The following is a 20660-nucleotide window of genomic DNA, read 5'->3' as shown; positions in this document are numbered from 1 at the left end:
GAAGCTGGGAATTTCCCGATTTCCTTGTATTATTTGATTACGGCGAGCTTTTCGGGTCGTGTGGCGGTGTTTTGTCGATCGGCATCTCTGTCGGAACCCTGAAGCTTTCATTGGCCCAGGCGCCCAAATCAAGGCTCTTGCATCGTTCGCAACAGAAAGGCCGGAACGGATTGTCCGGCGAATAAAGGCTATCGCCCCCGCAGGCCGGACAGCGAACCCAGCGGTCGGCAGATTGGGATCGCGTCACGGCAGACATGAGCGCACGGCCTCACGAACACAGGGTCAATTCGAACTGGGTGTCGCTGTTGTCGGGATGCAGCCGGGTGTCCTCGCCAAGGCGCATCAGTCGAACGGAAACCAGCAACCGGTTGCCGCTGATTTCTGGAATCAGGTCCAGATCCGGGTCAATGCGCAGGCGCAGCAGCTGGAAAGTGCGGCCTTGCGGCAGGGGTTGCTGAAACTGGCCTCCGGGAGCGACCACTTTTTGCGGAGTTCCTGAATCACGCAGCATGTTCAACAACATCCGGATGGATTCCGCCAATGGCTTGACCGTCGCCGTCCATGTCAGAAGATCGCCATGGCGCGTCGCGGCGCTTTTGTGCTGCCATGCAAAATAGGCAGGCAAATCAAATTCGCAGGTGCCTCCAGGGATGACGGCCCGGCTACGCACACTCATGAGCCAGTCATTCTCGGTCAGCGACTGGCCGGCTTTGCCCGGCAGTCCGCTCAGCGTCGTGAAGCAATGTTCAAGCTGGCCCACGACATCGTCGAGGACTTGCTCAGAAATGGCCGGGTTTCCACGGTAGCTGTTCAGAACCTGCTTTTGTTTGTCGAGATCCTTGAGGACATCGGACTTGAGGTCGGCCCGGGTGGCCACGTCCATGATCTCGAAAAGCGTGGTCAGTGCGTAGTGGTGATCCAGCGGTGTTTCGCGCGCCACCAGTTCGTCCAGACGCAAGAAAAGATGCTCGAGCCGCAGATAGGTGCGAATGCGTTCGTTGAAAGGATATTCGTAGAGGATCACGCTGCTATTTCCAGTTTTCCAATGATAGACCGAATGGTTCGGCCAAATGCGCGACCTCATGGGCCAGGGAGTCAAGCGACACATCCTGATTGCTGATCACGATGTCCGCGGCGGCAAGCCTGACGTGGCGACCGGCCTGCGACTCGATGATCCGCTTGACATCATCCAGGGCCATCCCGTTGCGCGTCATCACGCGCTCGATCTGGGTTCCTTCATCACAATCAACCACGATGATGCGGTTCAGTTTCGTTCGCCAGTGGCCGGACTCGACCAATAATGGAATGTCGAAAACGACGCAGGGGTGGCCTTCATCGATTGCTTGGCGGGCTTGCTCGCCGGTCGTCTGCCCCACAAGGGGGTGAATGATGGCCTCAAGGCGTTGCTTGGCGGCGGGGTCGTGAAAGGCGAGATCACGCATGCGCTTGCGATCCAGTGCACCTTCGGAGGTAATGAAGTCAGCCCCAAACTCGGCTTTGATGGCCGGCATGGCGGCGCCGCCGGCATCGGTCAAATGACGGGCAATCGCATCCGCATCAAGGATCACCGCACCTATGTCGCCCAGCATTCGGGCGACGGTGCTTTTTCCGCTGCCGATGCCGCCGGTCAGGCCGACCAGGAAGGTCCCCTTCATGCGTTGCCTACAGTCCTGCCACGCGCAAAATGGATTGCGGGCCGAACACCATGGCGGTCAGCCCGGCGCCAGCGAGAAAGGGGCCGAAGGGAACGTAGCCGCCTTCGCGCAGGCCGCTGGCGAATTTCAGGGCGATCCCGACCAAGGCTCCGATGACGGACGCCATCAGAATCATGGGCACGAGTGCCTGCCAACCAAACCACGCCCCCAAAGCAGCGAACAGTTTGAAGTCCCCGAATCCCATGCCTTCCTTGCCGGTTGCCAGTTTGAAGGCCCAATAGATCAACCAGAGGGACAAGTAACCTGCTACGGCACCCCAAAGTGAAGCAACCAGCGTCACCGAGGTCCACTGAAGCGCCGAGGCGACCAGGCCCGCCCATAACAGCGGTAGCGTGATGTCATCGGGCAGCAAGGTGGTATCCCAGTCGATGAGTGCCAAGGCCAGCAATGCCGCGGAGAAGCCGCACCATGCGACTGCCGCGGGTGTTGCGCCCCAGCGCCAGAAGCATCCGAAGAATAGAACGCCCGTGACCAGTTCGACCAGCGGGTAGCGCAGGCCAATAGGTGAGTGGCATGCGGAGCACTTGCCCCGTAGAAACACATAGCTGAGCAGCGGAATGTTCTCGAACCACAAGACCTGATGGCCGCACTGCCGGCAGCGCGAACGCGGTCGGACCAGATTGAATGTCGAGGTCTCTTCCGCCTTTTTCCCGGACATCTCGGCGCATTCCGCCATCCATTGATGCTCGAGCATCTTGGGAAGGCGGTAGATGACCACGTTAAGGAAGCTGCCAACCAACAACCCAAGCAGGCCGCCAAGACCGGCGACGACGAGTGCAGATTCCGCCATCAGACGACCTGACCCAGTTTGAAAATCGGGAGGTACATCGAGACAACGATGCCACCGATGATGGTTCCAAGGAAGACGATGATGATCGGCTCCATGAGACTCGACAGGCCGGCCACCATGTCGTCAACTTCCGCCTCATAGAAGTCGGCAGCCTTGCCGAGCATGTGATCGAGGGAGCCGGACTCCTCGCCGATGGCGCACATCTGCAGCACCATGGTGGGAAAGAGATTGGCATTTCCCATCGCCACTGTGAGGCTGGTTCCGGTCGACACTTCCTGCTGAATCTTCTCCGTCGCTTGGGCATACAACATGTTGCCGGATGCACCCCCGACGGAGTCAAGCGCCTCCACAAGCGGAACGCCTGCCGCAAACATGGTCGAGAGCGTGCGTGTCCAGCGCGCAATCACGGATTTTTCAACCAGTACACCAAAGATGGGGACCTTGAGGAGGAGCCTGTCCATGAACATCTGCATCTTCTCGCTTCTCCTCCAGGCCTGGAAGAAGAAATAGGCACCACCACCGATGGTGCCGAAAATCAACCACCAGTACTTGACAAAGAATTCACTGATCGCGATGACCAGCAAGGTCGGTGCGGGCAGATCGGCACCGAACGATGTGAAGACGCTTTTAAAGGTTGGAATCACGAAGATCATGATGATCGTCACCACGACGAAGGCGACCACGATGACAGCCGTCGGATACATGAGGGCCGATTTGATCTTGGACTTGATCGCCTCGGTCTTCTCCATATAGACGGCCAAGCGGTCGAGCAACTGCTCAAGAATACCGGCTGCTTCACCGGCTTCGACCAGGTTGCAGTACAGGTTGTCAAAATACATCGGAAATTTTCGAAACGCGGCGCTCAGCGAAGTACCGGTCTCGACGTCCGTGCGGATGTCGTTCAGCAACTTGGTCACACTGGCGTTGGCATTGCCACGGCCGACGATGTCGAAGGACTGGAGCAAGGGTACGCCGGCTTTCATCATGGTGGCCAGCTGACGGGTGAAGATGGCCAGATCCTTGGGCTTGATGCGTTTTCCGGAGCGCATCCGGCGTTTCTTGATCTTGGTCGGAAAGACACCCTGCCGCCGCAGGGATGCCTGAACCTGGTTTTCACCCGAGGCTCGGATCTCCCCTCGGACCTGCTTGCCGTTGCGGTCCTTTCCTTCCCACTCGAACAGATATTCCCGAATATCTCTAGGCGCTGCTGAAGAAGCCATGTTGATCTCCCCAATTCCGCTGTCTTATTCGTTGGTGACGGCCAGCACTTCCTCGATCGAGGTCAGGCCCAGTTTGACTTTGTACAGACCCGACGTTCTCAATGATCGGACGCCTTCGCGTTCGGCTTGGCGCGCAATATCAAGGGCGCTGCTGTCGCTGAGGATGAGGCGTTGCGTTTCCTCGCTCACCGGCATCACCTGATAGATGCCCAACCGACCCCGGTAGCCGTTGTTGCACATCGGGCAACCGAGGGGGCGATACGGCATCCAGCTACCATCGATGTCTTCTTCTTGGAACCCGGCGTCGATCAACGCTTCACGCGGCAAGTCCACGGGCGCTTTGCAGTTCGCGCAAAGCCGCCGCACCAGTCGCTGTGCGGTGATGAGGATGACACTGGACGCGATGTTGAAGGGAGGAACTCCCATGTTTCGTAGTCGCGTCAGGGTAGAAGGGGCGTCATTGGTGTGGATGGTGGACAGAACAAGGTGTCCTGTTTGCGCCGCCTTGATCGCAATGTCCGCCGTTTCGAGATCCCGGATTTCCCCTACCATGATGATGTCCGGATCCTGCCGCAGGAACGATCTGAGCGCGGCTGCGAATGTCAACCCTGCCTTTTCATTCACGTTGACCTGGTTGACACCCGGCAGATTGATTTCGGAGGGGTCTTCTGCCGTGGCGATGTTGACCCCGGGCTTGTTCAGCAAGTTCAGGCAGGTGTAGAGCGACACGGTTTTGCCCGAACCGGTTGGACCCGTCACCAGAATCATGCCGTAAGGACGCTCAATCGCCTTCAGCAGGCGGGCCTTTTCTTCGGGCTCGTACCCTAAGGCGTCAATCCCGAGTTTGGCACTGCTGGGGTCGAGAATCCGGATCACGATCTTCTCGCCGAACAAGGTGGGCAGCGTGCTGACGCGCAGGTCGACCGATCGGTCAGGTCCGACCTTCAGTTTCATGCGTCCGTCTTGCGGGACCCGTTTTTCGGAGATGTCCAGTCGTGAAATCACCTTGATGCGTGACGCCAGCTTGTCCTTGATGGCGATGGGGGGGGAAGCGATTTCCCTCAACTCGCCATCGACCCGGAAACGTACCCGGTAGTTGAACTCATAGGGTTCAAAGTGCAGGTCTGAAGCGCGCATATTGAACGCATCCAGCAGCATCTTGTGGAGAAACTTGACGATGGGTGCGTCGTCAACTTCTGATGTGTCCACCTCGCCAGCATCGGCGGCAGAGGCGTCCATCGACGATTCGTCAAACTCAAATTCCCCGCCGACGAAACTTTCCATCGCTTCGTTGACGGAAGTCGTGCTCTGTTCGACCATCCGGGAAAGCTTGTCGAACTCGGCGATCACCCAGTCCACACCCATTTGGGTGGCGAACTTGATTTTCTCCGCAGCTGCCTGATCGGCAGGATCGGCTGTGGCAACGATGAGACGGTTTCCCCGCTTGCTCAGGACGAGCACGCGAAAATCCTGGCATGTCTTGGGGTCGAGCAGACCTTTTGGAAGTCGGTTGCGATCGAGGGCGTCCAAGTCCACCAGAGGGACCGCAAATGCAGTTGACATGGTGTGGGCGAGGTCGGACGCAGATACGGCCCCGGATCCTGTCAACTCTGAAATGAAGTTGGTTTTGCCGGTAAGCGCCTTACGGTAAATGTCTTCGGCAGCTTTCTGACCGAGCTTTCCCGCGGTAACCAATGCGCGTGCCAAGCCCGGAAGCGCGACGGCCGATATATCTTTGGAAGGGGGTTCTGCAACAGCCATGAAGTTCGACGGTTTCTCGATGAGTGACATCAGGGCAATCTTCGCCGATTGCCCTCAGACTGTAAACCGGAAAACAGTGTCGCAATGTTCACTGGTGAGGCTGTGAACAAAGTTGAATATGTGGTCGGGGTGAGAGGATTCGAACCTCCGGCCTCTACGTCCCGAACGTAGCGCTCTACCAGGCTAAGCTACACCCCGATGGCTGGAACACGATGGAGAAACTCAGTGCCTGCGTTCCAGTAGCTGACTGGCCAATTGTATCAAACCCTCGGTGAATCGATTGTCGGGGAGAGTCCGCGCGGCAGCAATTGCCCGTTGCGCTTCCTGTGCCGCGGCATCGTGGGTGGCGTCCAGCGCACCGGTCTGCCGGACGATATTCACCACCAACGACAATTGGGTCACAGCCCCGGTTTCAATCGCTTCGCGGATCAGGTCGCGCTGGCTTGTTGTGCCCAACTGCATGGCCATGATCAAGGGCAAGGTGGCTTTGCCTTCGCGCAGGTCGTCGCCCAGATTCTTGCCCATTTCCGCCGCGGTTCCTGCATAGTCCAGCACATCGTCGACGACCTGGAACGCGGTGCCCAGCGCCTGCCCATAAATGGCGCAGGCTTCTTCGAACGCCGGCCCACTGGCCGACAGGATCGCTCCCAGTCGAGCGCTGGCTTCGAACAATTTGGCTGTTTTCGAGCGGATGACGCGCAGGTAATCGGCTTCGTCCAGCGATGCGTCGTGCATGTTCATCAGTTGCAGGACTTCGCCTTCGGCAATGATGTTGGTGGCCTCCGCGAGGATCTGCATCACCCGCATGTTGTCGGCTTCGACCATCATCTGGAAAGCGCGGGAGTACAAAAAATCGCCGACCAGGACACTCGCGGGGTTGCCGAAGGCCTCGTTGGCTGTCGAGCGCCCACGCCGGAGGGTGGATTCGTCCACCACGTCATCGTGGAGCAGTGTGGCCGTGTGGATGAACTCGACGACCGCAGCGAGGTTGAAACGCTGGCTGCCCTGGTAGCCGAGGGCGCCACAGGTCAGCAACAACAACACCGGTCTGAGCCGTTTGCCGCCCGCGGAAATGATGTACCGGGCCACTTCACCGACGAGCGGGACGCCCGAATCCAGCCGGCGCGCGATGACCTTGTCCACTTCGAGCATGTCGTCGGCGACGAGTGCCAGAGCGTTGAACGTGGAAGTGGATGTTGCAGCCAAGGTGGGATTCACCGAAAAGTTGCGGGATTATAGGGACCGCCCGGGCGGGACTTCGGCCACCGCCGGACAGCAGGTTAGTGGCTGCAAACCATGCTACAATGCTGGGCTCTGCGGAAATCCGTCTGCAGAACTCACTCAAGAGGTTTACATGTACGCGGTCATAAAAACCGGCGGCAAGCAGTATCGCGTTGCTTCCGGCGAAAAAATTAAAGTAGAACAGATTGCTGCGGACGTAGGCCAGGAGATCGTGATCGACCAGGTTCTGGCTGTCGGCAACGGCGCTGAACTCAAGGTGGGTACGCCCCTGGTGTCCGGTGCGACTGTGAAAGCCACGGTTGTGGCGCACGGCAAGCACGGCAAGGTTCGCATCTTCAAGATGCGCCGTCGCAAGCATTACCAGAAACGTCAGGGCCATCGCCAGCAGTTCACCGAACTGCAAATCGGTGCGATTGCCGCTTAAGGAGAACAGGTCATGGCACAGAAAAAAGGCGGCGGCTCAACGCGAAACGGGCGCGATTCGAAGCCCAAGATGCTCGGCGTGAAAGCCTTCGGTGGCGAACTGATCAGCGCGGGCTCGATCATTGTGCGCCAGCGCGGTACCCGCTTCCATCCCGGCACCAATGTGGGCCTGGGCAAGGATCACAGCCTCTTTGCGCTGGTGGATGGCCACGTGTCCTTTGGCACGAAGGGTGCACTGAACAAGCACACGGTGAGCGTCACCCCGGCTGCTTGATTCTTTCGCAGCCCAGTACGGAGCCCCGCCTTGTCGGGGCTTCGTTGTTTTGGCGCGTTGTCGGTCTGTATAAACTGGATACCTGATGAAATTCGTTGATGAAGCCTATATTGACATCGTCGCTGGCGATGGCGGCGCAGGCTGCGTTTCGTTCAGGCATGAAAAATACAAGGAGTTCGGCGGCCCCAATGGAGGCGATGGGGGGCGTGGCGGACATGTATTTGCCGTGGCCGATCCCAGCCTGAACACCTTGGTTGATTTCCGCTTTTCCCGTCGCCATGAAGCCAAGCGCGGGCAGCATGGCATGGGCTCCGACATGTTCGGAGCGGCCGGAGATGACATCACGCTGCGGATGCCGGTGGGCACCATCATCACCGACGCTGAAACCGGCGAAGTGCTCTATGAGTTGCTGACGCCCGGCGAGCAGATCATGATCGCCAAAGGCGGCGACGGCGGTTTTGGCAACATGCGCTACAAAAGTGCGATCAACCGCGCGCCGCGCCAGAAGACGCCCGGTTGGCCGGGCGAGCGAAAGAACCTCAAGCTCGAGCTCAAGGTGCTGGCCGACGTGGGCCTGCTGGGCATGCCGAACGCGGGGAAATCGACGCTGATTTCCGCCATCTCGAATGCCCGCCCCAAGATCGCGGATTACCCCTTCACAACCTTGCATCCGAATCTGGGCGTGGTTCGCGTGGGCCCTGAGCAGAGTTTCGTGGTGGCGGATGTGCCGGGGCTGATTGAAGGTGCCTCAGAGGGTGCCGGATTGGGTCACCTCTTTCTGCGGCACCTTCAGCGTACGCGCCTGCTGCTGCACATCGTTGACATGGCACCTTTTGACGAAAGTGTCGACCCGGTTGTGCAAGCGCGCGCCATCGCGGCCGAACTCAAGAAATACGATCCCAAGCTCTACGCCAAGCCGCGTTGGCTCGTGCTGAACAAACTGGACATGATCGACGCCGATGCCCGGGCGAGGCGCGTCAAGGACTTCATCCGGCGGTTCCGCTACAAGGGGCCGGTCTTTGAGATATCGGCGCTCACCCACGAGGGTTGCGAGCAACTGGTCAAGGCTGTCTATCAGCATATCAAGGCGCAGCAGGTGCAGGAGCAGCCTTCACTGGAGGTGGATCCGCGATTCACCGGTGGGCAAACAGACTGACGATGTAGCCGGGCGCTACGTTTGTCGTAGCGTTACTAGACCGTTTGACGCTGGGAATGGCTTTAGATGATTCAAGAATCTGCTTCAAGAGTATTGCTGGATGCCCAGCGCATCGTGGTGAAGGTCGGGTCAAGTCTCGTGACCAATGAAGGGCGCGGACTCGATGAAGTAGCGATCGGGGAATGGTGTCGCCAGCTTGCCGCGCTTGCGCGTGATGGTCGCGAGGTGGTGATGGTTTCGAGCGGCGCAATCGCCGAAGGCATGAAGCGGCTCGGTTGGAACACGCGGCCCCGTGAAGTCCATGAACTGCAGGCTGCAGCGGCCGTGGGTCAGATGGGCCTGGCGCAGATGTACGAAACCAAGCTGCGTGAAAACGGGATGGGAAGTGCCCAAATTCTGCTGACGCACGCCGACCTGGCGGATCGCGAGCGCTACCTGAATGCGCGCTCGACCCTGCTGACGCTTCTGAAATTGCGGGTGTTGCCGGTCATCAATGAGAACGACACCGTTGTCAACGACGAGATCAAGTTCGGCGACAACGACACCTTGGGCGCCCTGGTGGCGAACCTGGTTGAAGCGGATGCGCTGATCATCCTGACCGATCAGAAGGGGCTTTACACCGCCGACCCGCGCACGGATCCCTCGGCTACGTTTGTCAATGAAGCCCGTGCCGGCGACCCGACCCTCGAAGTTATGGCCGGCGGTGCAGGCTCCAGCATCGGTCGGGGGGGCATGATCACCAAGATTCTCGCGGCGAAGCGGGCGGCGGGTTCGGGCGCGTCCACGGTCATCGCTTGGGGCCGCGAGCCCGGTGTGCTGATCCGTCTTTCCCAGGGCGAAGCCATTGGAACCCTCCTCACGGCACGAACGCAGAAGCAGCAGGCCCGCAAACAATGGATGGCCGACCATCTGCAGCTCCGGGGTTCGGTGAGCGTCGACGATGGTGCTTCACGCAAACTGCTGCAGGAAGGCAAGAGCCTGCTGCCGATTGGAATGACTTCCGTGAGCGGGGATTTCGCGCGGGGCGATGTGATTGCCGTGCGGGATTCGTCCGGACAGGAAATCGCGCGTGGTCTGGCCAACTACGCCAGCGCCGAAGCCCGGCTGCTGTGCCGCAAGCCTTCGAGTGAGTTTGAAGCGCTGCTGGGCTACGCAGCGGAGCCGGAAATGGTCCACCGGGACAACCTGGTGCTCGCGCGCTGAGTGCGGCGATTGCACTCGTCAGTCGAAGCCGCCAGGCTGCTCGGACTTCAGGGTGCGCACGATGTTGCTGGCTGAACGGTTGACCGCACGGTCCTTGCAGACCCCGGCCAGGGACAAGGCCAGCGCATGGCGGGATGCGGCGGAGCCGTACATCGGCTGCCATTCACTGCCACTCAAGACGGACCATCCGCCCGTGGCGTTGTGACGGGCATAGACTCGATGCTGCCCAGCACTGCAGCGGATCCCTTCGTACATCACGTTCTGACCGCCATTGGCGCTGCTGGCCACGATGACGTAGCGAACAACCCCCTCGGGTGTGACGGACAGCGTGGCCGGATCGATACCGTACTTCAACGACGAGCCGTCCGGACCAGGCACGCGGATCAGGCGCTTCACGTCGAATGCGGGCGGCGGTGGCACTTCGCTTTCGCGCCAATCCGGACTATCCGGAAGCAGCTGCGCCGTGGCAAGTCCACTGCACAGCAGCAACGTCAGGCACATTGCGTGGCTACGTGCTTGCATGGCTGGCATCGTCCGGCGGAAGAAAAGAGGGGTCGGTCATCGGGTCCGGCTCGAAGGTTGCGCCAGGCGGCAGTTCGAAGACGACTGCCGGCAGGGCCTGGTGACCGGCACCCTGCTCCGGGTCGCGTTGACGCATGCCTCCGCGAAGGTAACGATTGCGGTACTCGTGGCGAGGCAGGAAGCGCGCGAGTTCGGTGAGTGCCATCTCGTAGACGCCGCGTTTGAACTCCACCACGGCATCCAATGGAACCCAATAGTCGTTCCACCGCCAGGCGTCGAATTCCGGGTGGTTGGTCGCGCGCAGGTTCAGGTGCCAGTCCTGACCGAGCAGTTGCAACAGATACCAGATCTGCTTCTGGCCTTTGTAGAAGCCTCTGGCATCGCGCCGGATATACCGGTCAGGCACCTCGTAGCGCAACCAGTCGCGGGTGCGGGCGACAACCCGCACATGCTCCGGCTGGAGCCCCACTTCCTCGTGCAGTTCGCGGTACATGGCTTGTTCGGGGGTTTCGCCACGATCAATGCCGCCTTGCGGAAACTGCCAGCTGTGGGTGCGGATGCGCTTGCCCCAGAACACCTGATTCTTCTGGTTGAGCAGGATGATGCCGACGTTAGGCCGAAAGCCTTCCCGGTCAAGCATAATCAAATTCCAATTTTTAAACTGAGTCCATTATGCACAGCGTGCCAGGCGTATCAAGGGGACCAACCCTTGCCACACCGGGCAACTAGCCAGCCAGAGCCTCCATGAAAGCCAGCCAGTTCTACATTTCCACCCTTCGCGAAGCACCGGCTGACGCTGAAGTGGTCAGTCATCAGCTCATGACGCGCGCCGGCATGATCAAGAAACTCGGCGCCGGCATCTATAGCTACATGCCGCTAGGACTACGGGTCATCCACAAGGTCGAGGCGATCGTGAGGGAGGAGATGAACCGGGCCGGCGCAGTGGAATTGACGATGCCGGTGGTCCAGCCTGCCGAGCTGTGGCAGGAAACTGGCCGCTTCGACAAGATGGGGCCGGAACTGTTGCGCATACAGGACCGCCATGGCCGTGACTTCGTGGTTCAGCCGACCAGCGAAGAAGTCATCACCGATATTGCGCGCCAGGACCTGCGTAGTTACAAGCAGTTGCCGAGAAACCTGTACCAGATCCAGACCAAGTTTCGCGATGAGCGCCGGCCGCGCTTCGGTCTGATGCGGGGTCGCGAGTTCATCATGAAGGATGCCTACAGTTTCGACTGGGACCAGGCGGCCGCCAAGGCCAGCTACCAGGTCATGGCAACGGCCTACCGTCGGATCTTTGACCGCTTTGGCCTGACCTATCGCGCCGTGGCGGCCGACAGCGGCGCCATCGGTGGTGACCTGAGCGAGGAGTTCCAGGTGATTGCCGCCACGGGCGAGGACGCGATCGTCTACTGCCCGTCCAGCGACTACGCCGCCAACCTTGAAAAAGCCGAAGCGCTGGCGCCTGCCGGCCCCCGCCCTGCCGCGGTGCAGGCCCTGAGCCGTACGCCGACGCCAGGCAAAAGCACCTGCGCCGACGTCGCTTTGCTGTTGGGTGTGCCGCTGGTGAGCACCGTGAAATCGCTGGTGCTGGCAACCGAGGAATTGGGCGTTGCCGGGGAAATCGTCAAAACCCGGATCTGGCTGCTGCTGTTGCGCGGCGACCATGACATGAACGAGGTCAAGGTGAGCAAGGTTGCGGGGCTGGATGGCGGCTTCCGCTTTGCCACAGGCGCAGAGATCGAAGCGCATTTCGGCTGCAAAGCAGGCTATCTGGGCCCGATCGGGCTGAAACAGCCGGTCACGGTCGTCGCGGACCGGGAAGTGGCCGTCATGGCCGACTGGATCTGTGGCGCCAATGAGGTGGATTTCCACCTCACCGGTGTCAACTGGGGCCGCGACCTTCCTGAACCTGAGCTTGTTGCGGATCTTCGCAACGTGGCCGAAGGCGATGCTTCGCCAGACGGAAAAGGGGTGCTGGCCATCGAACGCGGCATTGAAGTGGGCCACGTGTTCTACCTCGGCACCAAGTACAGCCGGGCGATGAACGCCACCTTCCTGGGCGAGGATGGAAAGCCCGCGTTCTTCGAGATGGGTTGTTACGGCATCGGGATCACCCGCCTGCCGGCCGCTGCCATCGAACAGAACCACGACGAGCGTGGCATCATCTGGCCCGACGCGATCGCGCCGTTTGCGGTGGTGATCTGCCCGATTGGCATGGACCGCAGCGCAGACGTCAAGGCCGCCGCCGAAAAGCTGCACGACCAGTTGCGCGACAACGGCGTCGATGTGCTGCTGGACGACCGCGGCGAGCGTCCCGGTGCCATGTTTGCCGACTGGGAACTGATCGGGGTGCCGCACCGGGTCGTGATTTCCGACCGGGGCCTGAAGGACGGCCAACTGGAGTACCAGCACCGGCGCGACTCTGTACCCACCAAGGTGGCGGTGTCCGATGTGTTTGCTTTCGTCACGGGCCGCCTGGCCATAGCGGCCTTGCCCACGCTGTGACGCGTTCGCCGGACGGCTTGCAACCGGACACGGCTGCGGCAAGACTCCGGGCCGAGCCGGCCACGATGACGCGACGAATCTGGTTGGCTTCAGCGCCGATGAGTCTGGTGGCGCTCTGTGCGTCAGGCTCGGCCTGGGCGGGCGGGCAGATCGAGGAACCCCTGGTCGATTCGGTGCGCTCGGCCTTGAGTGCCGCCATCGCGAATCACGCGCCGCCGATTCCGGAGTTTGCCGACACCGAAGCGCGCCTGAAATACCTGCGGTGGATGGGCACCATGATCTTCCGGCTGCGCCGCAGCAAGCCGGACTTCGACACCCGACGGGAATTCCTGCAGACGGCCTGGTACGAGAGCCGGCGCGCCGGTCTCGATGTGTCGCTGGTGCTGGGCCTGATCCAGGTTGAAAGCGCGTTCCGCAAGTATGCAGTCAGCCCGGTTGGCGCGCGCGGCTACATGCAGGTCATGCCGTTCTGGACACGCGTCATCGGCGACGGGGACGCTGCGCGGTTGTTTCACATGCAGACCAACCTGCGCTTCGGCTGCGTGATTCTTCGCCACTACCTTGACCGCGAACGGGGTGACCTCTTCCTGGCGTTGGGGCGCTACAACGGCTCGCGCGGAAAGGCTGCCTACCCGGACGCGGTTTTCGCCGCGCAGAAGAACTGGTTGTACAGCGGCCTGTGACCGCCCGTGTGGCGCAATCGCCATCGGGCGGAGGGGGGTCAGCTGGTGGTGCCCAGCACCTGCATCAGTTCTCCCGATTCGTACATCTCCATCATGATGTCCGAGCCACCGATGAATTCGCCCTTGACGTAGAGTTGGGGGATCGTGGGCCAGTTGCTGTACTCCTTGATGCCCTGGCGGATGGCGTCGTCGTCGAGAACATTTACGGTCGTGACCGATTTCGGGTCGACGCCGCAGGCCTTGAGGATCTGGATCGCGCGGCCGGAAAAGCCGCACATCGGGAAACTGGCGCTGCCTTTCATGAACAGGACCACGTCGCTGGATTTCACCAGGCTATCAATGCGTTGTTGGGTGTCGCTCATCTCGTCGCTCCTGTGAATGCAATCGGGCGATTTTCGCATCAAGTGGCCCCCGTTGCCCCGGCCACCTCGTCTTGAACCCGCCGGTCGCGGGGTCTCCGATAAAGCAGGCCGGGTACTGGCCCAAGAAGTCCTGAATCGATAGCGGGTTGCGGCCATTTGACACTGGGCAGCAGGGCGTTGCTTTCCGAATCAGGCGCGCCACAGGCGGGGCGTCGCCAGCCTGGGCCTTCTTCACGCACCGGCGGTGGTGCCGGGGGACCATTGCCCACCGCTGCAGCGCTCGATCCCGGCGAGGTCGAGCCGGCTTTGGACCTTTTCGAAGCCCGCACGGCCTAACAGCTTGCGCACCGAAGCAGCCTGATCCCAACCGTGCTCCAGCAGCAACCAACCGCCGGGATTCAGGTGATCTGGCGCCTGCTGAAGGATCCGGCGGATGTCGTCCAGGCCGTCCGGTCCGCTGACCAGGGCCTGAAGCGGCTCGTGGGTCAGGGCGGCGAGATGGGGGTCGCCTGCCGCGACGTAGGGCGGGTTCGAGGCAATCACATCGAAGCGCCCGCTCACACTTTGAAGCCAAGAACCCTGCAGGAAATGCACCGCCAGTCCCAGGCGCTTGGCATTGGCTGAAGCCACGGCCAGCGCATCGGCGCTGACGTCGACGGCCATGACCTCAGCTTCCCGGCGGGCGTGTTTCACAGCCAGCGCGATGGCGCCGCTGCCGGTGCCAAGGTCGATGACCCGTCGGTGGGGTTGCGCGCCTGCAGGCGCCGGAGCCGAAGCCTGCAAGTCGAGCGCATCGATCGCCCATTGCACGAGGGTCTCGGTGTCGGGCCGCGGGTCCAGTACCCGCCTGTCCACCTGCAAAGACAGTCCGTGGAACTCCTTCACACCGGTCAGGTAGGCCAGCGGTTCGCCGGCCTGCCGGCGCTGGACCAGCGTGGTGAAGCGCCGGGCGGTCGCGCCATCCAGCGGGTCGGTGTCGTGGGTCAGCAGCCAGGCACGGTCATGGGGGGGGCGGTCCAGGGCGTGCAACAGGAGCATCTGCGCGTCCAGACGTGCCAGCCCGCCGGTCTGGGCGTTCGCCAACGCTTGGGCAAGAGTGGCTGGAGGATGGGTCGTCATGGCGGGGTGGTCAGGAGCCCATCGGTGAAGGCGGCCGGCGCGGCAAGTTGCAGTAGATGGGCGACATATGCTTCCATTAACATAGCAAATTACGACTGCCTGGCTCTGGGTCGCTGTTGTTTGGACTCAGATTACCGGGTCCATGCGGGCTCAGCCGCCCGCGCCGACCTCAAGTTCCGCCAGCTGCTCGGCCTCGCGCTCGGCGCGCAGCGCCGTCACGACTTCGCCCAGATCGCCATCCATGATGAACTGGAGCTTGTACAGGGTCAGATTGATCCGGTGGTCGGTCAGGCGCCCCTGCGGAAAGTTGTAGGTGCGGATGCGGTCGCTGCGGTCGCCGCTGCCGATCAGGCCCTTGCGCTCGGCAGCGTCCTTGGCAGCGCGCTCGGAGCGGTCTTTTTCCTGGATGCGCGCGGTCAGCACCCGCAAGGCCTGGGCCTTGTTGCTGTGCTGGCTGCGTCCATCCTGGCATTCGGCCACGATGCCGGTGGGCAGGTGCGTGATGCGCACGGCCGAGTCGGTCTTGTTGATGTGCTGGCCACCGGCGCCGCTGGCGCGGAAGGTGTCGATGCGCAGGTCCGCAGGGTTGATCTTGACGGCTTCCTGCTCGTCGGGTTCTGCCAGCACCGCCACGGTGCAGGCGCTGGTGTGGATGCGGCCCTGGGTCTCGGTGGCCGGCACGCGCTGCACGCGGTGACCACCCGACTCAAAACGCAGCTGACCATAGGCGCCTTCACCTTCAATCCGGATCACCACCTCCTTGTAGCCACCGAGTTCGCTCGGCGATTCGCTGATGATTTCGGTTCTCCAGCCCTGGCGTTCGGCGTAGCGGGTGTACATGCGCAGCAGGTCGGCGGCAAACAGGGCGGATTCGTCGCCGCCGGTGCCAGCGCGGATCTCAAGAAAGGCGTTGCGCTTGTCGTCGGGATCGCGCGGCAGAAGCAGGCGCTGCAACTCGGCGTCGAGTTGGCTCAGTTCGGCCTCGGCGCTGGCGATTTCCTCCTGCGCCATGTCCGCCATGTCGGGTTCGGCCAGCATCTCGCGCGCGGCGGCCAGGTCGGCTTCGCGCTGCAACAGCCGGGCATAGCGCCCCGCGATCACCGTCACTTCGGCATGTTCGCGCGAGAGCTTCAGGAACTGGCTCATGTCGGACATGATGTCCTCACGCGAAAGAAGGAAGTCGAGCTCGCCGTGGCGCTGCGCGTAACGCTCCAACTGGCTTCTGAGGAAAGGTTTCATGCGGGGAAAAGGGAAATTTCGCTACAGTAAACGTAGCTGAATGAGACCAGCTGGCGCTGGGCTAGTGCCGATTGTTGCCTTGAGAACGCAAGAACAGGCGGCTGATGGCCTGCGTGGTCTGCTCCCGGTGGGCAGGGTCGCCGGAATGCAGTTCGGCCATCGCTCCGTGCAGCATCTTCTGGGTCAGGCCGCGGGAGAGGGCTTCCAGCACCGCGTCCAGATCCTCGCCCTTGGCCAGACGTTTGCGCGCGCGGGCGATCTCGGCTGCGCGCCATTCGTCGGCCTGCGCGTTGAGCTGCTGGATCAGCGGCACCACGCCATGCACCGGGTCGCGTTGCACCATCCAGTGCATGAAACTTAGCACGCCCGCGTCGATGATCGCCTCGGCCTGCGCCACGGCGGCCTGCCGGTTGGCTTGCGCCGTCTGCACCACGCTGGCCAGATCGTCCACGGTGTAGAGGTAGATGTCCTCCAGTGCCTTGACTTCTGGCTCGATGTCGCGTGGCACCGCCAGATCCACCATGAACATCGGGCGGTGCCGGCGCTTCTTGAGCGCGCGCTCCACCGCGCCCAGGCCGATGATGGGCAGGGTGCTGGCGGTGCAACTGACCACAGCATCGAATTCATGCAGGCGCTCCGGCAGGTCGGCCAGGCGCATGACCTCGCCGCCAAAGCGCACGGCCAGCTTCTCGCCACGCTCCAGCGTTCGGTTGGCGATAGCGATGGACTTGGGGTTCTTCGCGGCAAAGTGGGTCGCCGCCAGCTCGATCATCTCGCCGGCACCGACGAACAGCACCCGGACCGAGCCCAGGTCTTCGAACAACTGACCGGCCAGGCGCACCGCGGCGGCCGCCATGCTGATCGAATGCGCGCCGATCTCGGTCGAGGTGCGCACTTCCTTGGCCACCGCAAAGCTTCGCTGGAACATCTGGTTCAGCGTGGTCCCCAGTGCGCCCGCATCTTCGGCGGCGCGCACGGCGTCCTTCATCTGGCCCAGGATCTGAGGTTCGCCCAGTACCATCGAGTCGAGCCCGCTGGCCACACGAAAGGCGTGGCGCGCCGCCTGCGAATCTTCCAGCGTGTAGATGTGGGACCGCAGCACGGCGGGGGAGACGCCGCCGCAATGGGCCAGCCAGTCCAGCGTATGGTCGGGCTGGTGCGCCTCGCCTGCGCAATAGATCTCGGTGCGGTTGCAGGTGGAGATGATGGCGGCTTCAGGATGGTGCGAAAAGGACTGTCGCAAAGCCTGCAGTGTGGGCGCGATCTGGTCGATGGCAAAGGCAAAACGGCCGCGCAGATCCAGCGGCGCGGTTGTGTGATTGATGCCTAAAGCCCAAACTGCCATCGGCCGATTATAAAATTGACTTGGTCAAAGTCCTAAACGCCCTTTGGGCCTCTTCCTTTTTCGGAGCCCCCCGGCTTCCCATGGGTACATTCGATTTCATCCTGCACCTGCTGAACTTCTTTGCGCCCGCGTTGGGCGTTGCGGTGCTGCTGACCGCTGCGAGCCGGCTTCTGATCACCCGTTCGAACCGTTCGGTTGCCTTCTGGCACCAGTGCGCCTTCAACTTTGTAGCGGGGTCCCTTGCGCTGGCGTTGGCGTTGGTATTGTTCGGGCGCGATGGCAAGATGCTCGCGTATGCCGCCCTGACCTTGGCAACCGCCAGCAGCGAGTGGTGGCAGGCGGGCGGCTGGCGGAAATAGGGCCGTCTTCCCGCCATGGCGCGCGGCCTCAACCGGCTGCGGGTGCAAACAGGTCTACCCGGTCGGTGATGATCCCGTCGATGCCCAGGGCGGTCAGGCGCTGCGCGGCCCATTCGTCGTTCACGGTGTAGGCGAGCAGCCGCAGACCGGCGCTGCGCGCCTGGGTCACGCTCGACCCATCCCACAAATCCTGGTTGCAGACCACGGCTATGCAGTCCAGTGTCAACGCGGTTTCGAGCCAGCCGGACCACAAGGTGTCCAGCAGGAGCCCACGTGGCAATGCCGGCGCCTCGTTCTGCGCGGCGCGCAGCGCGTCCGGCTGAAACGAGGTCAGCAGCGGCGCAATCGCTGCACCTTTCCACAGTCGCTCTGCATGGGCCGCGACCACCTGGCCGGTGCGTTCTTCCATGCCAGGGGTTGGTTTGATCTCGATGTTCAGGCAATGGCCGTTGCGCAGGCAGAACTGCGCAATGTTGTCCAGAGTCGGCAGGGGCTCGCCGGCGTAAGCGCGTGAATGCCAGCTACCGGCGTCGAGTTGCGACAGCACGCTCCAGGGGTGAGCACCAGCGACGCCGCCGGCGTTCAGCGCGGCGGGCGCGCGGGTCGTACGGGCCAGGGTGGCATCGTGCATCAGGAACGGCACGCCGTCGGCGCTGAGTTTGACATCGCACTCGAACATCCGAAAGCCGTGCTGCGCGCCCAGCCGAAAAGCGGCCAAGGTGTTCTCAGGCGCCAGTTTTCCGGCGCCGCGGTGTGCAATCCAACGCGGATAGGGCCACGGCGGCCGGTCTTCCTGGGTCGTGGGGGAGACCCCGGCACTCATGTGACATCCAGGCGGCGACCGGTGCTGGCATCGAACCAGTGCAATCGCCCGGGATGCGGCAGCACATGGGCTATGCCGGCAACGGGCGGTGCGGGGGTGGCCTCGTCGGTGCGGATGGTCAGCAACTCGTCACCAAGGCGTGCATGGACCAAACGTTCGGCGCCAAGCAGTTCGACGGTCTCGACCTGTACCGGCCAGCCGTCGGTTCCCAAGGTCAGGTGTTCCGGGCGAATTCCGAGAATGGCGTCTGGCGGCCCGCCATGGGCGGCGTTGGGGCCCTTTTTCAGGAGGTTCATCGGAGGCGATCCGATGAAACTGGCCACGAAGGCCGATGCAGGATGGTTGTAGACGTTCTCCGGCGTGTCGAACTGCTCCATCCTGCCCGCATTCATGACGATCATGCGCTGCGCCAGGGTCATGGCCTCCACCTGGTCGTGGGTCACGAACAGCGAGGTGATGCCCAGTTCACGATGCAGCTTCTGGATCTCCAGGCGGGTTTGCGCGCGAAGCTTGGCGTCCAGGTTTGACAGCGGTTCATCGAACAGGAACACCTGCGGCTGGCGCACGATGGCACGGCCCATGGCCACGCGTTGGCGCTGGCCGCCGGAAAGCTCACGGGGTTTGCGGGTCAGAAAGGATCCGATCTCCAGGATCTTGGCGGCTTTGTCGACCCGCGTCTTGATTTCGCCCATGGGCACCTTGGCGATCTTCAGACCATAGGCCATGTTGTCGAACACGCTCATGTGCGGGTACAGCGCGTAGTTCTGGAACACCATCGCGATATCGCGCTCGGCCGGCTCAAGGTTGTTCACAACACGCGGGCCAATCGAGATTTCGCCCTCGCTGATCTCCTCCAGTCCGGCCACCATGCGCAACAAGGTCGATTTTCCGCAGCCGGACGGACCGACGATGACGACGAACTCCCCGTCGGTGATGTTGGCGCTGATGTCGTGAATGACTTTGTTGACGGTCTTGCCGGCGCCGTAGCGCTTGACAACGTTCCTGAGGGTTATAGAGGCCATTATTTTTCCGTATCCACCAGACCCTTGACAAACCATTTCTGCATGAGCATGACCACGATCGCCGGTGGCAGCATGGCAAGGACGGCCGTGGCCATGACGACATTCCATTGCATGTCCGAGTCGCCGCCCGAGATCATCCGTTTGATCCCGATGACCACCGGGTACATGTCCTCGTTGGTGGTCACCAGCAGCGGCCACAGGTACTGGTTCCAGCCGTAGATGAACTGAATCACGAACAGCGCCGCAATGGAGGTCTTGGACAGCGGGACGAGGATATCCTTGAAGAACCGCATCGGGCCCGCGCCGTCCATGCGTGCCGCCTCGACGAGTTCCTCGGGCACAGTCAGAAAGAACTGCCGGAACAGAAAGGTGGCGGTGGCCGATGCAATCAGGGGAACCGTCAGGCCCGCGTAGCTGTTGAGCATGCCCAGATCCGAAACGACCTTGTAGGTTGGCCCGATTCGCACTTCTACGGGCAACATCAGCGTGACAAAGATCGCCCAGAAGAAGAACATGCGAAAAGGGAACCGGAAATAGACGATCGCGAAGGCGGACAACAGGGAAATCGCAATCTTGCCAATGGAAATGATGAGCGCCGAAATAAGGCTCACCATCATCATGCGTCCGACCGGTGCCTTGGCGCCGGAACCGCCCCCCGTTCCGTTCCAGGCGGCGGTGTAGTTCTCGATTAGGTGGCTGCCCGGCAGCATGGGCATGGGTGTCTGCACGATGGCTTCGGACGTCTGGGTCGACGCCACGAATGTCAGGTACAGGGGAAAGGCCACCACCAGCACGCCCAGAATGAGCACGACGTGGGAAAATACGTTAAGCAGGGGGCGCCGCTCGATCATGGGAGGATGACCCGAAGCACTGCCAACGCGCCGGGTCCCTTTG

Annotated in this window: 23 protein-coding genes and 1 tRNA gene; 7 read left to right on the top strand and 17 right to left on the bottom strand. The window is 61.7% G+C overall.

The window, feature by feature from the left end; translation table 11 throughout:
- Positions 1-37: 37 nt before the first annotated feature.
- The 8 genes from ACMUOY_RS17250 to ACMUOY_RS17215 form a co-directional block, all read right to left on the bottom strand.
- Positions 38-256 (bottom strand): DNA gyrase inhibitor YacG, encoded by a 219-nt coding sequence (locus ACMUOY_RS17250; protein ID WP_413893971.1) that lies wholly within the window; start codon positions 254-256, stop codon positions 38-40.
- 12 nt (positions 257-268) lie between these two features.
- Positions 269-1024 (bottom strand): cell division protein ZapD, encoded by a 756-nt coding sequence (gene zapD, locus ACMUOY_RS17245; protein WP_413893970.1) that lies wholly within the window; start codon positions 1022-1024, stop codon positions 269-271.
- A 4-nt stretch (positions 1025-1028) separates the two neighbouring features.
- Positions 1029-1655 carry a dephospho-CoA kinase gene (coaE, locus tag ACMUOY_RS17240; protein ID WP_413893969.1) on the bottom strand — a complete coding sequence of 209 codons (627 nt, stop codon included), beginning with the start codon at positions 1653-1655 and terminating at the stop codon, positions 1029-1031.
- 7 nt (positions 1656-1662) lie between these two features.
- Positions 1663-2505, bottom strand: coding sequence for a prepilin peptidase (locus ACMUOY_RS17235; protein ID WP_413893968.1), 843 nt, complete (start codon positions 2503-2505; stop codon positions 1663-1665).
- Complete coding sequence (locus ACMUOY_RS17230) at positions 2505-3725, bottom strand: type II secretion system F family protein (protein WP_413893967.1); 1221 nt, start codon at positions 3723-3725, stop codon at positions 2505-2507. The genes ACMUOY_RS17235 and ACMUOY_RS17230 overlap by 1 nt, the downstream gene beginning before the upstream one ends.
- 24 nt (positions 3726-3749) lie before the next feature.
- On the bottom strand, positions 3750-5486 hold the full coding sequence (gene pilB, locus ACMUOY_RS17225; RefSeq protein ID WP_413893980.1) for a type IV-A pilus assembly ATPase PilB: 1737 nt from the start codon (positions 5484-5486) through the stop codon (positions 3750-3752).
- Positions 5487-5607: 121 nt separating this feature from the next.
- Positions 5608-5684: transfer RNA gene (locus ACMUOY_RS17220), tRNA-Pro, on the bottom strand.
- Positions 5685-5708: 24 nt separating this feature from the next.
- Entirely contained in the window at positions 5709-6638 is a 930-nt protein-coding gene (locus ACMUOY_RS17215) for a polyprenyl synthetase family protein (RefSeq protein ID WP_413893979.1), read from the bottom strand.
- A 202-nt stretch (positions 6639-6840) separates the two neighbouring features.
- Between ACMUOY_RS17215 and rplU the strand changes: the two genes are divergently transcribed.
- From rplU to proB, 4 genes are all read left to right on the top strand, one after another.
- Positions 6841-7152: a 50S ribosomal protein L21 gene (rplU, locus tag ACMUOY_RS17210; protein WP_413893966.1), complete on the top strand. Its 312-nt coding sequence runs from the start codon at positions 6841-6843 to the stop codon at positions 7150-7152.
- A gap of 12 nt (positions 7153-7164) precedes the next feature.
- Positions 7165-7425: a 50S ribosomal protein L27 gene (gene rpmA, locus ACMUOY_RS17205; RefSeq protein ID WP_413893965.1), complete on the top strand. Its 261-nt coding sequence runs from the start codon at positions 7165-7167 to the stop codon at positions 7423-7425.
- Between the two features lie 85 nt (positions 7426-7510).
- A complete protein-coding gene (cgtA, locus tag ACMUOY_RS17200; RefSeq protein ID WP_413893964.1) occupies positions 7511-8581 on the top strand; it encodes an Obg family GTPase CgtA in 1071 nt (356 codons plus the stop codon).
- A 66-nt stretch (positions 8582-8647) separates the two neighbouring features.
- Positions 8648-9784 carry a glutamate 5-kinase gene (gene proB / locus ACMUOY_RS17195; protein WP_413893963.1) on the top strand — a complete coding sequence of 379 codons (1137 nt, stop codon included), beginning with the start codon at positions 8648-8650 and terminating at the stop codon, positions 9782-9784.
- 18 nt (positions 9785-9802) lie between these two features.
- On the opposite strand, the gene ACMUOY_RS17190 is transcribed toward proB, so the two are convergent.
- Both ACMUOY_RS17190 and ACMUOY_RS17185 read right to left on the bottom strand, forming a co-directional pair.
- Positions 9803-10306 (bottom strand): CNP1-like family protein, encoded by a 504-nt coding sequence (locus tag ACMUOY_RS17190; protein WP_413893962.1) that lies wholly within the window; start codon positions 10304-10306, stop codon positions 9803-9805.
- Positions 10293-10946, bottom strand: a complete 654-nt coding sequence (locus ACMUOY_RS17185; protein WP_413893961.1) for an RNA pyrophosphohydrolase — start codon at positions 10944-10946, stop codon at positions 10293-10295. Before ACMUOY_RS17185 ends, ACMUOY_RS17190 begins: the two co-directional genes overlap by 14 nt.
- A 104-nt stretch (positions 10947-11050) precedes the next feature.
- Here ACMUOY_RS17185 and ACMUOY_RS17180 point away from each other — a divergent pair, with 104 nt between their 5' ends.
- A complete protein-coding gene (locus tag ACMUOY_RS17180) occupies positions 11051-12814 on the top strand; it encodes a proline--tRNA ligase (RefSeq protein ID WP_413893960.1) in 1764 nt (587 codons plus the stop codon).
- Positions 12815-12912: 98 nt separating this feature from the next.
- Positions 12913-13497, top strand: coding sequence for a lytic transglycosylase domain-containing protein (locus ACMUOY_RS17175; RefSeq protein WP_413893978.1), 585 nt, complete (start codon positions 12913-12915; stop codon positions 13495-13497).
- A gap of 38 nt (positions 13498-13535) precedes the next feature.
- Here the strand turns inward: ACMUOY_RS17175 and grxD are convergent, their stop codons facing one another.
- From grxD to hemA, 4 genes are all read right to left on the bottom strand, one after another.
- Complete coding sequence (grxD, locus tag ACMUOY_RS17170; RefSeq protein WP_413893959.1) at positions 13536-13859, bottom strand: Grx4 family monothiol glutaredoxin; 324 nt, start codon at positions 13857-13859, stop codon at positions 13536-13538.
- Between the two features lie 231 nt (positions 13860-14090).
- Positions 14091-14978: a HemK/PrmC family methyltransferase gene (prmC, locus tag ACMUOY_RS17165; RefSeq protein WP_413893958.1), complete on the bottom strand. Its 888-nt coding sequence runs from the start codon at positions 14976-14978 to the stop codon at positions 14091-14093.
- Between the two features lie 150 nt (positions 14979-15128).
- Positions 15129-16217, bottom strand: coding sequence for a peptide chain release factor 1 (gene prfA / locus ACMUOY_RS17160; RefSeq protein ID WP_413893957.1), 1089 nt, complete (start codon positions 16215-16217; stop codon positions 15129-15131).
- A 61-nt stretch (positions 16218-16278) separates the two neighbouring features.
- Positions 16279-17562, bottom strand: coding sequence for a glutamyl-tRNA reductase (gene hemA, locus ACMUOY_RS17155; RefSeq protein ID WP_413893956.1), 1284 nt, complete (start codon positions 17560-17562; stop codon positions 16279-16281).
- A gap of 80 nt (positions 17563-17642) precedes the next feature.
- Between hemA and ACMUOY_RS17150 the strand changes: the two genes are divergently transcribed.
- On the top strand, positions 17643-17921 hold the full coding sequence (locus ACMUOY_RS17150; protein ID WP_413893955.1) for a hypothetical protein: 279 nt from the start codon (positions 17643-17645) through the stop codon (positions 17919-17921).
- Positions 17922-17949: 28 nt separating this feature from the next.
- Here the strand turns inward: ACMUOY_RS17150 and ugpQ are convergent, their stop codons facing one another.
- Genes ugpQ through ugpE form a run of 3 tightly spaced genes read right to left on the bottom strand, consistent with a single transcriptional unit; the run spans position 17950 to position 20617 of the window.
- A complete protein-coding gene (gene ugpQ, locus ACMUOY_RS17145) occupies positions 17950-18744 on the bottom strand; it encodes a glycerophosphodiester phosphodiesterase (RefSeq protein ID WP_413893954.1) in 795 nt (264 codons plus the stop codon).
- Positions 18741-19766, bottom strand: a complete 1026-nt coding sequence (ugpC, locus tag ACMUOY_RS17140; protein WP_413893953.1) for a sn-glycerol-3-phosphate ABC transporter ATP-binding protein UgpC — start codon at positions 19764-19766, stop codon at positions 18741-18743. The genes ugpQ and ugpC overlap by 4 nt, the downstream gene beginning before the upstream one ends.
- Positions 19766-20617 carry a sn-glycerol-3-phosphate ABC transporter permease UgpE gene (gene ugpE / locus ACMUOY_RS17135; RefSeq protein ID WP_413893952.1) on the bottom strand — a complete coding sequence of 284 codons (852 nt, stop codon included), beginning with the start codon at positions 20615-20617 and terminating at the stop codon, positions 19766-19768. The genes ugpC and ugpE overlap by 1 nt, the downstream gene beginning before the upstream one ends.
- Positions 20618-20660: the final 43 nt, after the last annotated feature.

The sequence above is a fragment of the Candidatus Skiveiella danica genome (assembly GCF_022705245.1).
Classification (GTDB): Bacteria; Pseudomonadota; Gammaproteobacteria; order Burkholderiales; family Burkholderiaceae_C; genus Skiveiella; species Skiveiella danica.
Note: the sequence above shows the minus strand (reverse complement) of the source record. Positions and strands in the feature narration are given on the sequence as shown.

What these genes read in the sequence shown, in the direction of transcription:
- ACMUOY_RS17250 (WP_413893971.1), bottom strand. Translation starts at nt 256, where the DNA reads ATGTCTGCCGTGACGCGATCCCAATCTGCCGACCGCTGGGTTCGCTGT.
- coaE (WP_413893969.1), bottom strand. Translation starts at nt 1,655, where the DNA reads ATGAAGGGGACCTTCCTGGTCGGCCTGACCGGCGGCATCGGCAGCGGA.
- ACMUOY_RS17235 (WP_413893968.1), bottom strand. Translation starts at nt 2,505, where the DNA reads ATGGCGGAATCTGCACTCGTCGTCGCCGGTCTTGGCGGCCTGCTTGGG.
- ACMUOY_RS17230 (WP_413893967.1), bottom strand. Translation starts at nt 3,725, where the DNA reads ATGGCTTCTTCAGCAGCGCCTAGAGATATTCGGGAATATCTGTTCGAG.
- pilB (WP_413893980.1), bottom strand. Translation starts at nt 5,486, where the DNA reads ATGGCTGTTGCAGAACCCCCTTCCAAAGATATATCGGCCGTCGCGCTT.
- ACMUOY_RS17215 (WP_413893979.1), bottom strand. Translation starts at nt 6,638, where the DNA reads ATGCTCGAAGTGGACAAGGTCATCGCGCGCCGGCTGGATTCGGGCGTC.
- rplU (WP_413893966.1), top strand. Translation starts at nt 6,841, where the DNA reads ATGTACGCGGTCATAAAAACCGGCGGCAAGCAGTATCGCGTTGCTTCC.
- rpmA (WP_413893965.1), top strand. Translation starts at nt 7,165, where the DNA reads ATGGCACAGAAAAAAGGCGGCGGCTCAACGCGAAACGGGCGCGATTCG.
- cgtA (WP_413893964.1), top strand. Translation starts at nt 7,511, where the DNA reads ATGAAATTCGTTGATGAAGCCTATATTGACATCGTCGCTGGCGATGGC.
- proB (WP_413893963.1), top strand. Translation starts at nt 8,648, where the DNA reads ATGATTCAAGAATCTGCTTCAAGAGTATTGCTGGATGCCCAGCGCATC.
- ACMUOY_RS17190 (WP_413893962.1), bottom strand. Translation starts at nt 10,306, where the DNA reads ATGCAAGCACGTAGCCACGCAATGTGCCTGACGTTGCTGCTGTGCAGT.
- ACMUOY_RS17185 (WP_413893961.1), bottom strand. Translation starts at nt 10,946, where the DNA reads ATGCTTGACCGGGAAGGCTTTCGGCCTAACGTCGGCATCATCCTGCTC.
- ACMUOY_RS17180 (WP_413893960.1), top strand. Translation starts at nt 11,051, where the DNA reads ATGAAAGCCAGCCAGTTCTACATTTCCACCCTTCGCGAAGCACCGGCT.
- ACMUOY_RS17175 (WP_413893978.1), top strand. Translation starts at nt 12,913, where the DNA reads ATGAGTCTGGTGGCGCTCTGTGCGTCAGGCTCGGCCTGGGCGGGCGGG.
- grxD (WP_413893959.1), bottom strand. Translation starts at nt 13,859, where the DNA reads ATGAGCGACACCCAACAACGCATTGATAGCCTGGTGAAATCCAGCGAC.
- prmC (WP_413893958.1), bottom strand. Translation starts at nt 14,978, where the DNA reads ATGACGACCCATCCTCCAGCCACTCTTGCCCAAGCGTTGGCGAACGCC.
- prfA (WP_413893957.1), bottom strand. Translation starts at nt 16,217, where the DNA reads ATGAAACCTTTCCTCAGAAGCCAGTTGGAGCGTTACGCGCAGCGCCAC.
- hemA (WP_413893956.1), bottom strand. Translation starts at nt 17,562, where the DNA reads ATGGCAGTTTGGGCTTTAGGCATCAATCACACAACCGCGCCGCTGGAT.
- ACMUOY_RS17150 (WP_413893955.1), top strand. Translation starts at nt 17,643, where the DNA reads ATGGGTACATTCGATTTCATCCTGCACCTGCTGAACTTCTTTGCGCCC.
- ugpQ (WP_413893954.1), bottom strand. Translation starts at nt 18,744, where the DNA reads ATGAGTGCCGGGGTCTCCCCCACGACCCAGGAAGACCGGCCGCCGTGG.
- ugpC (WP_413893953.1), bottom strand. Translation starts at nt 19,766, where the DNA reads ATGGCCTCTATAACCCTCAGGAACGTTGTCAAGCGCTACGGCGCCGGC.
- ugpE (WP_413893952.1), bottom strand. Translation starts at nt 20,617, where the DNA reads ATGATCGAGCGGCGCCCCCTGCTTAACGTATTTTCCCACGTCGTGCTC.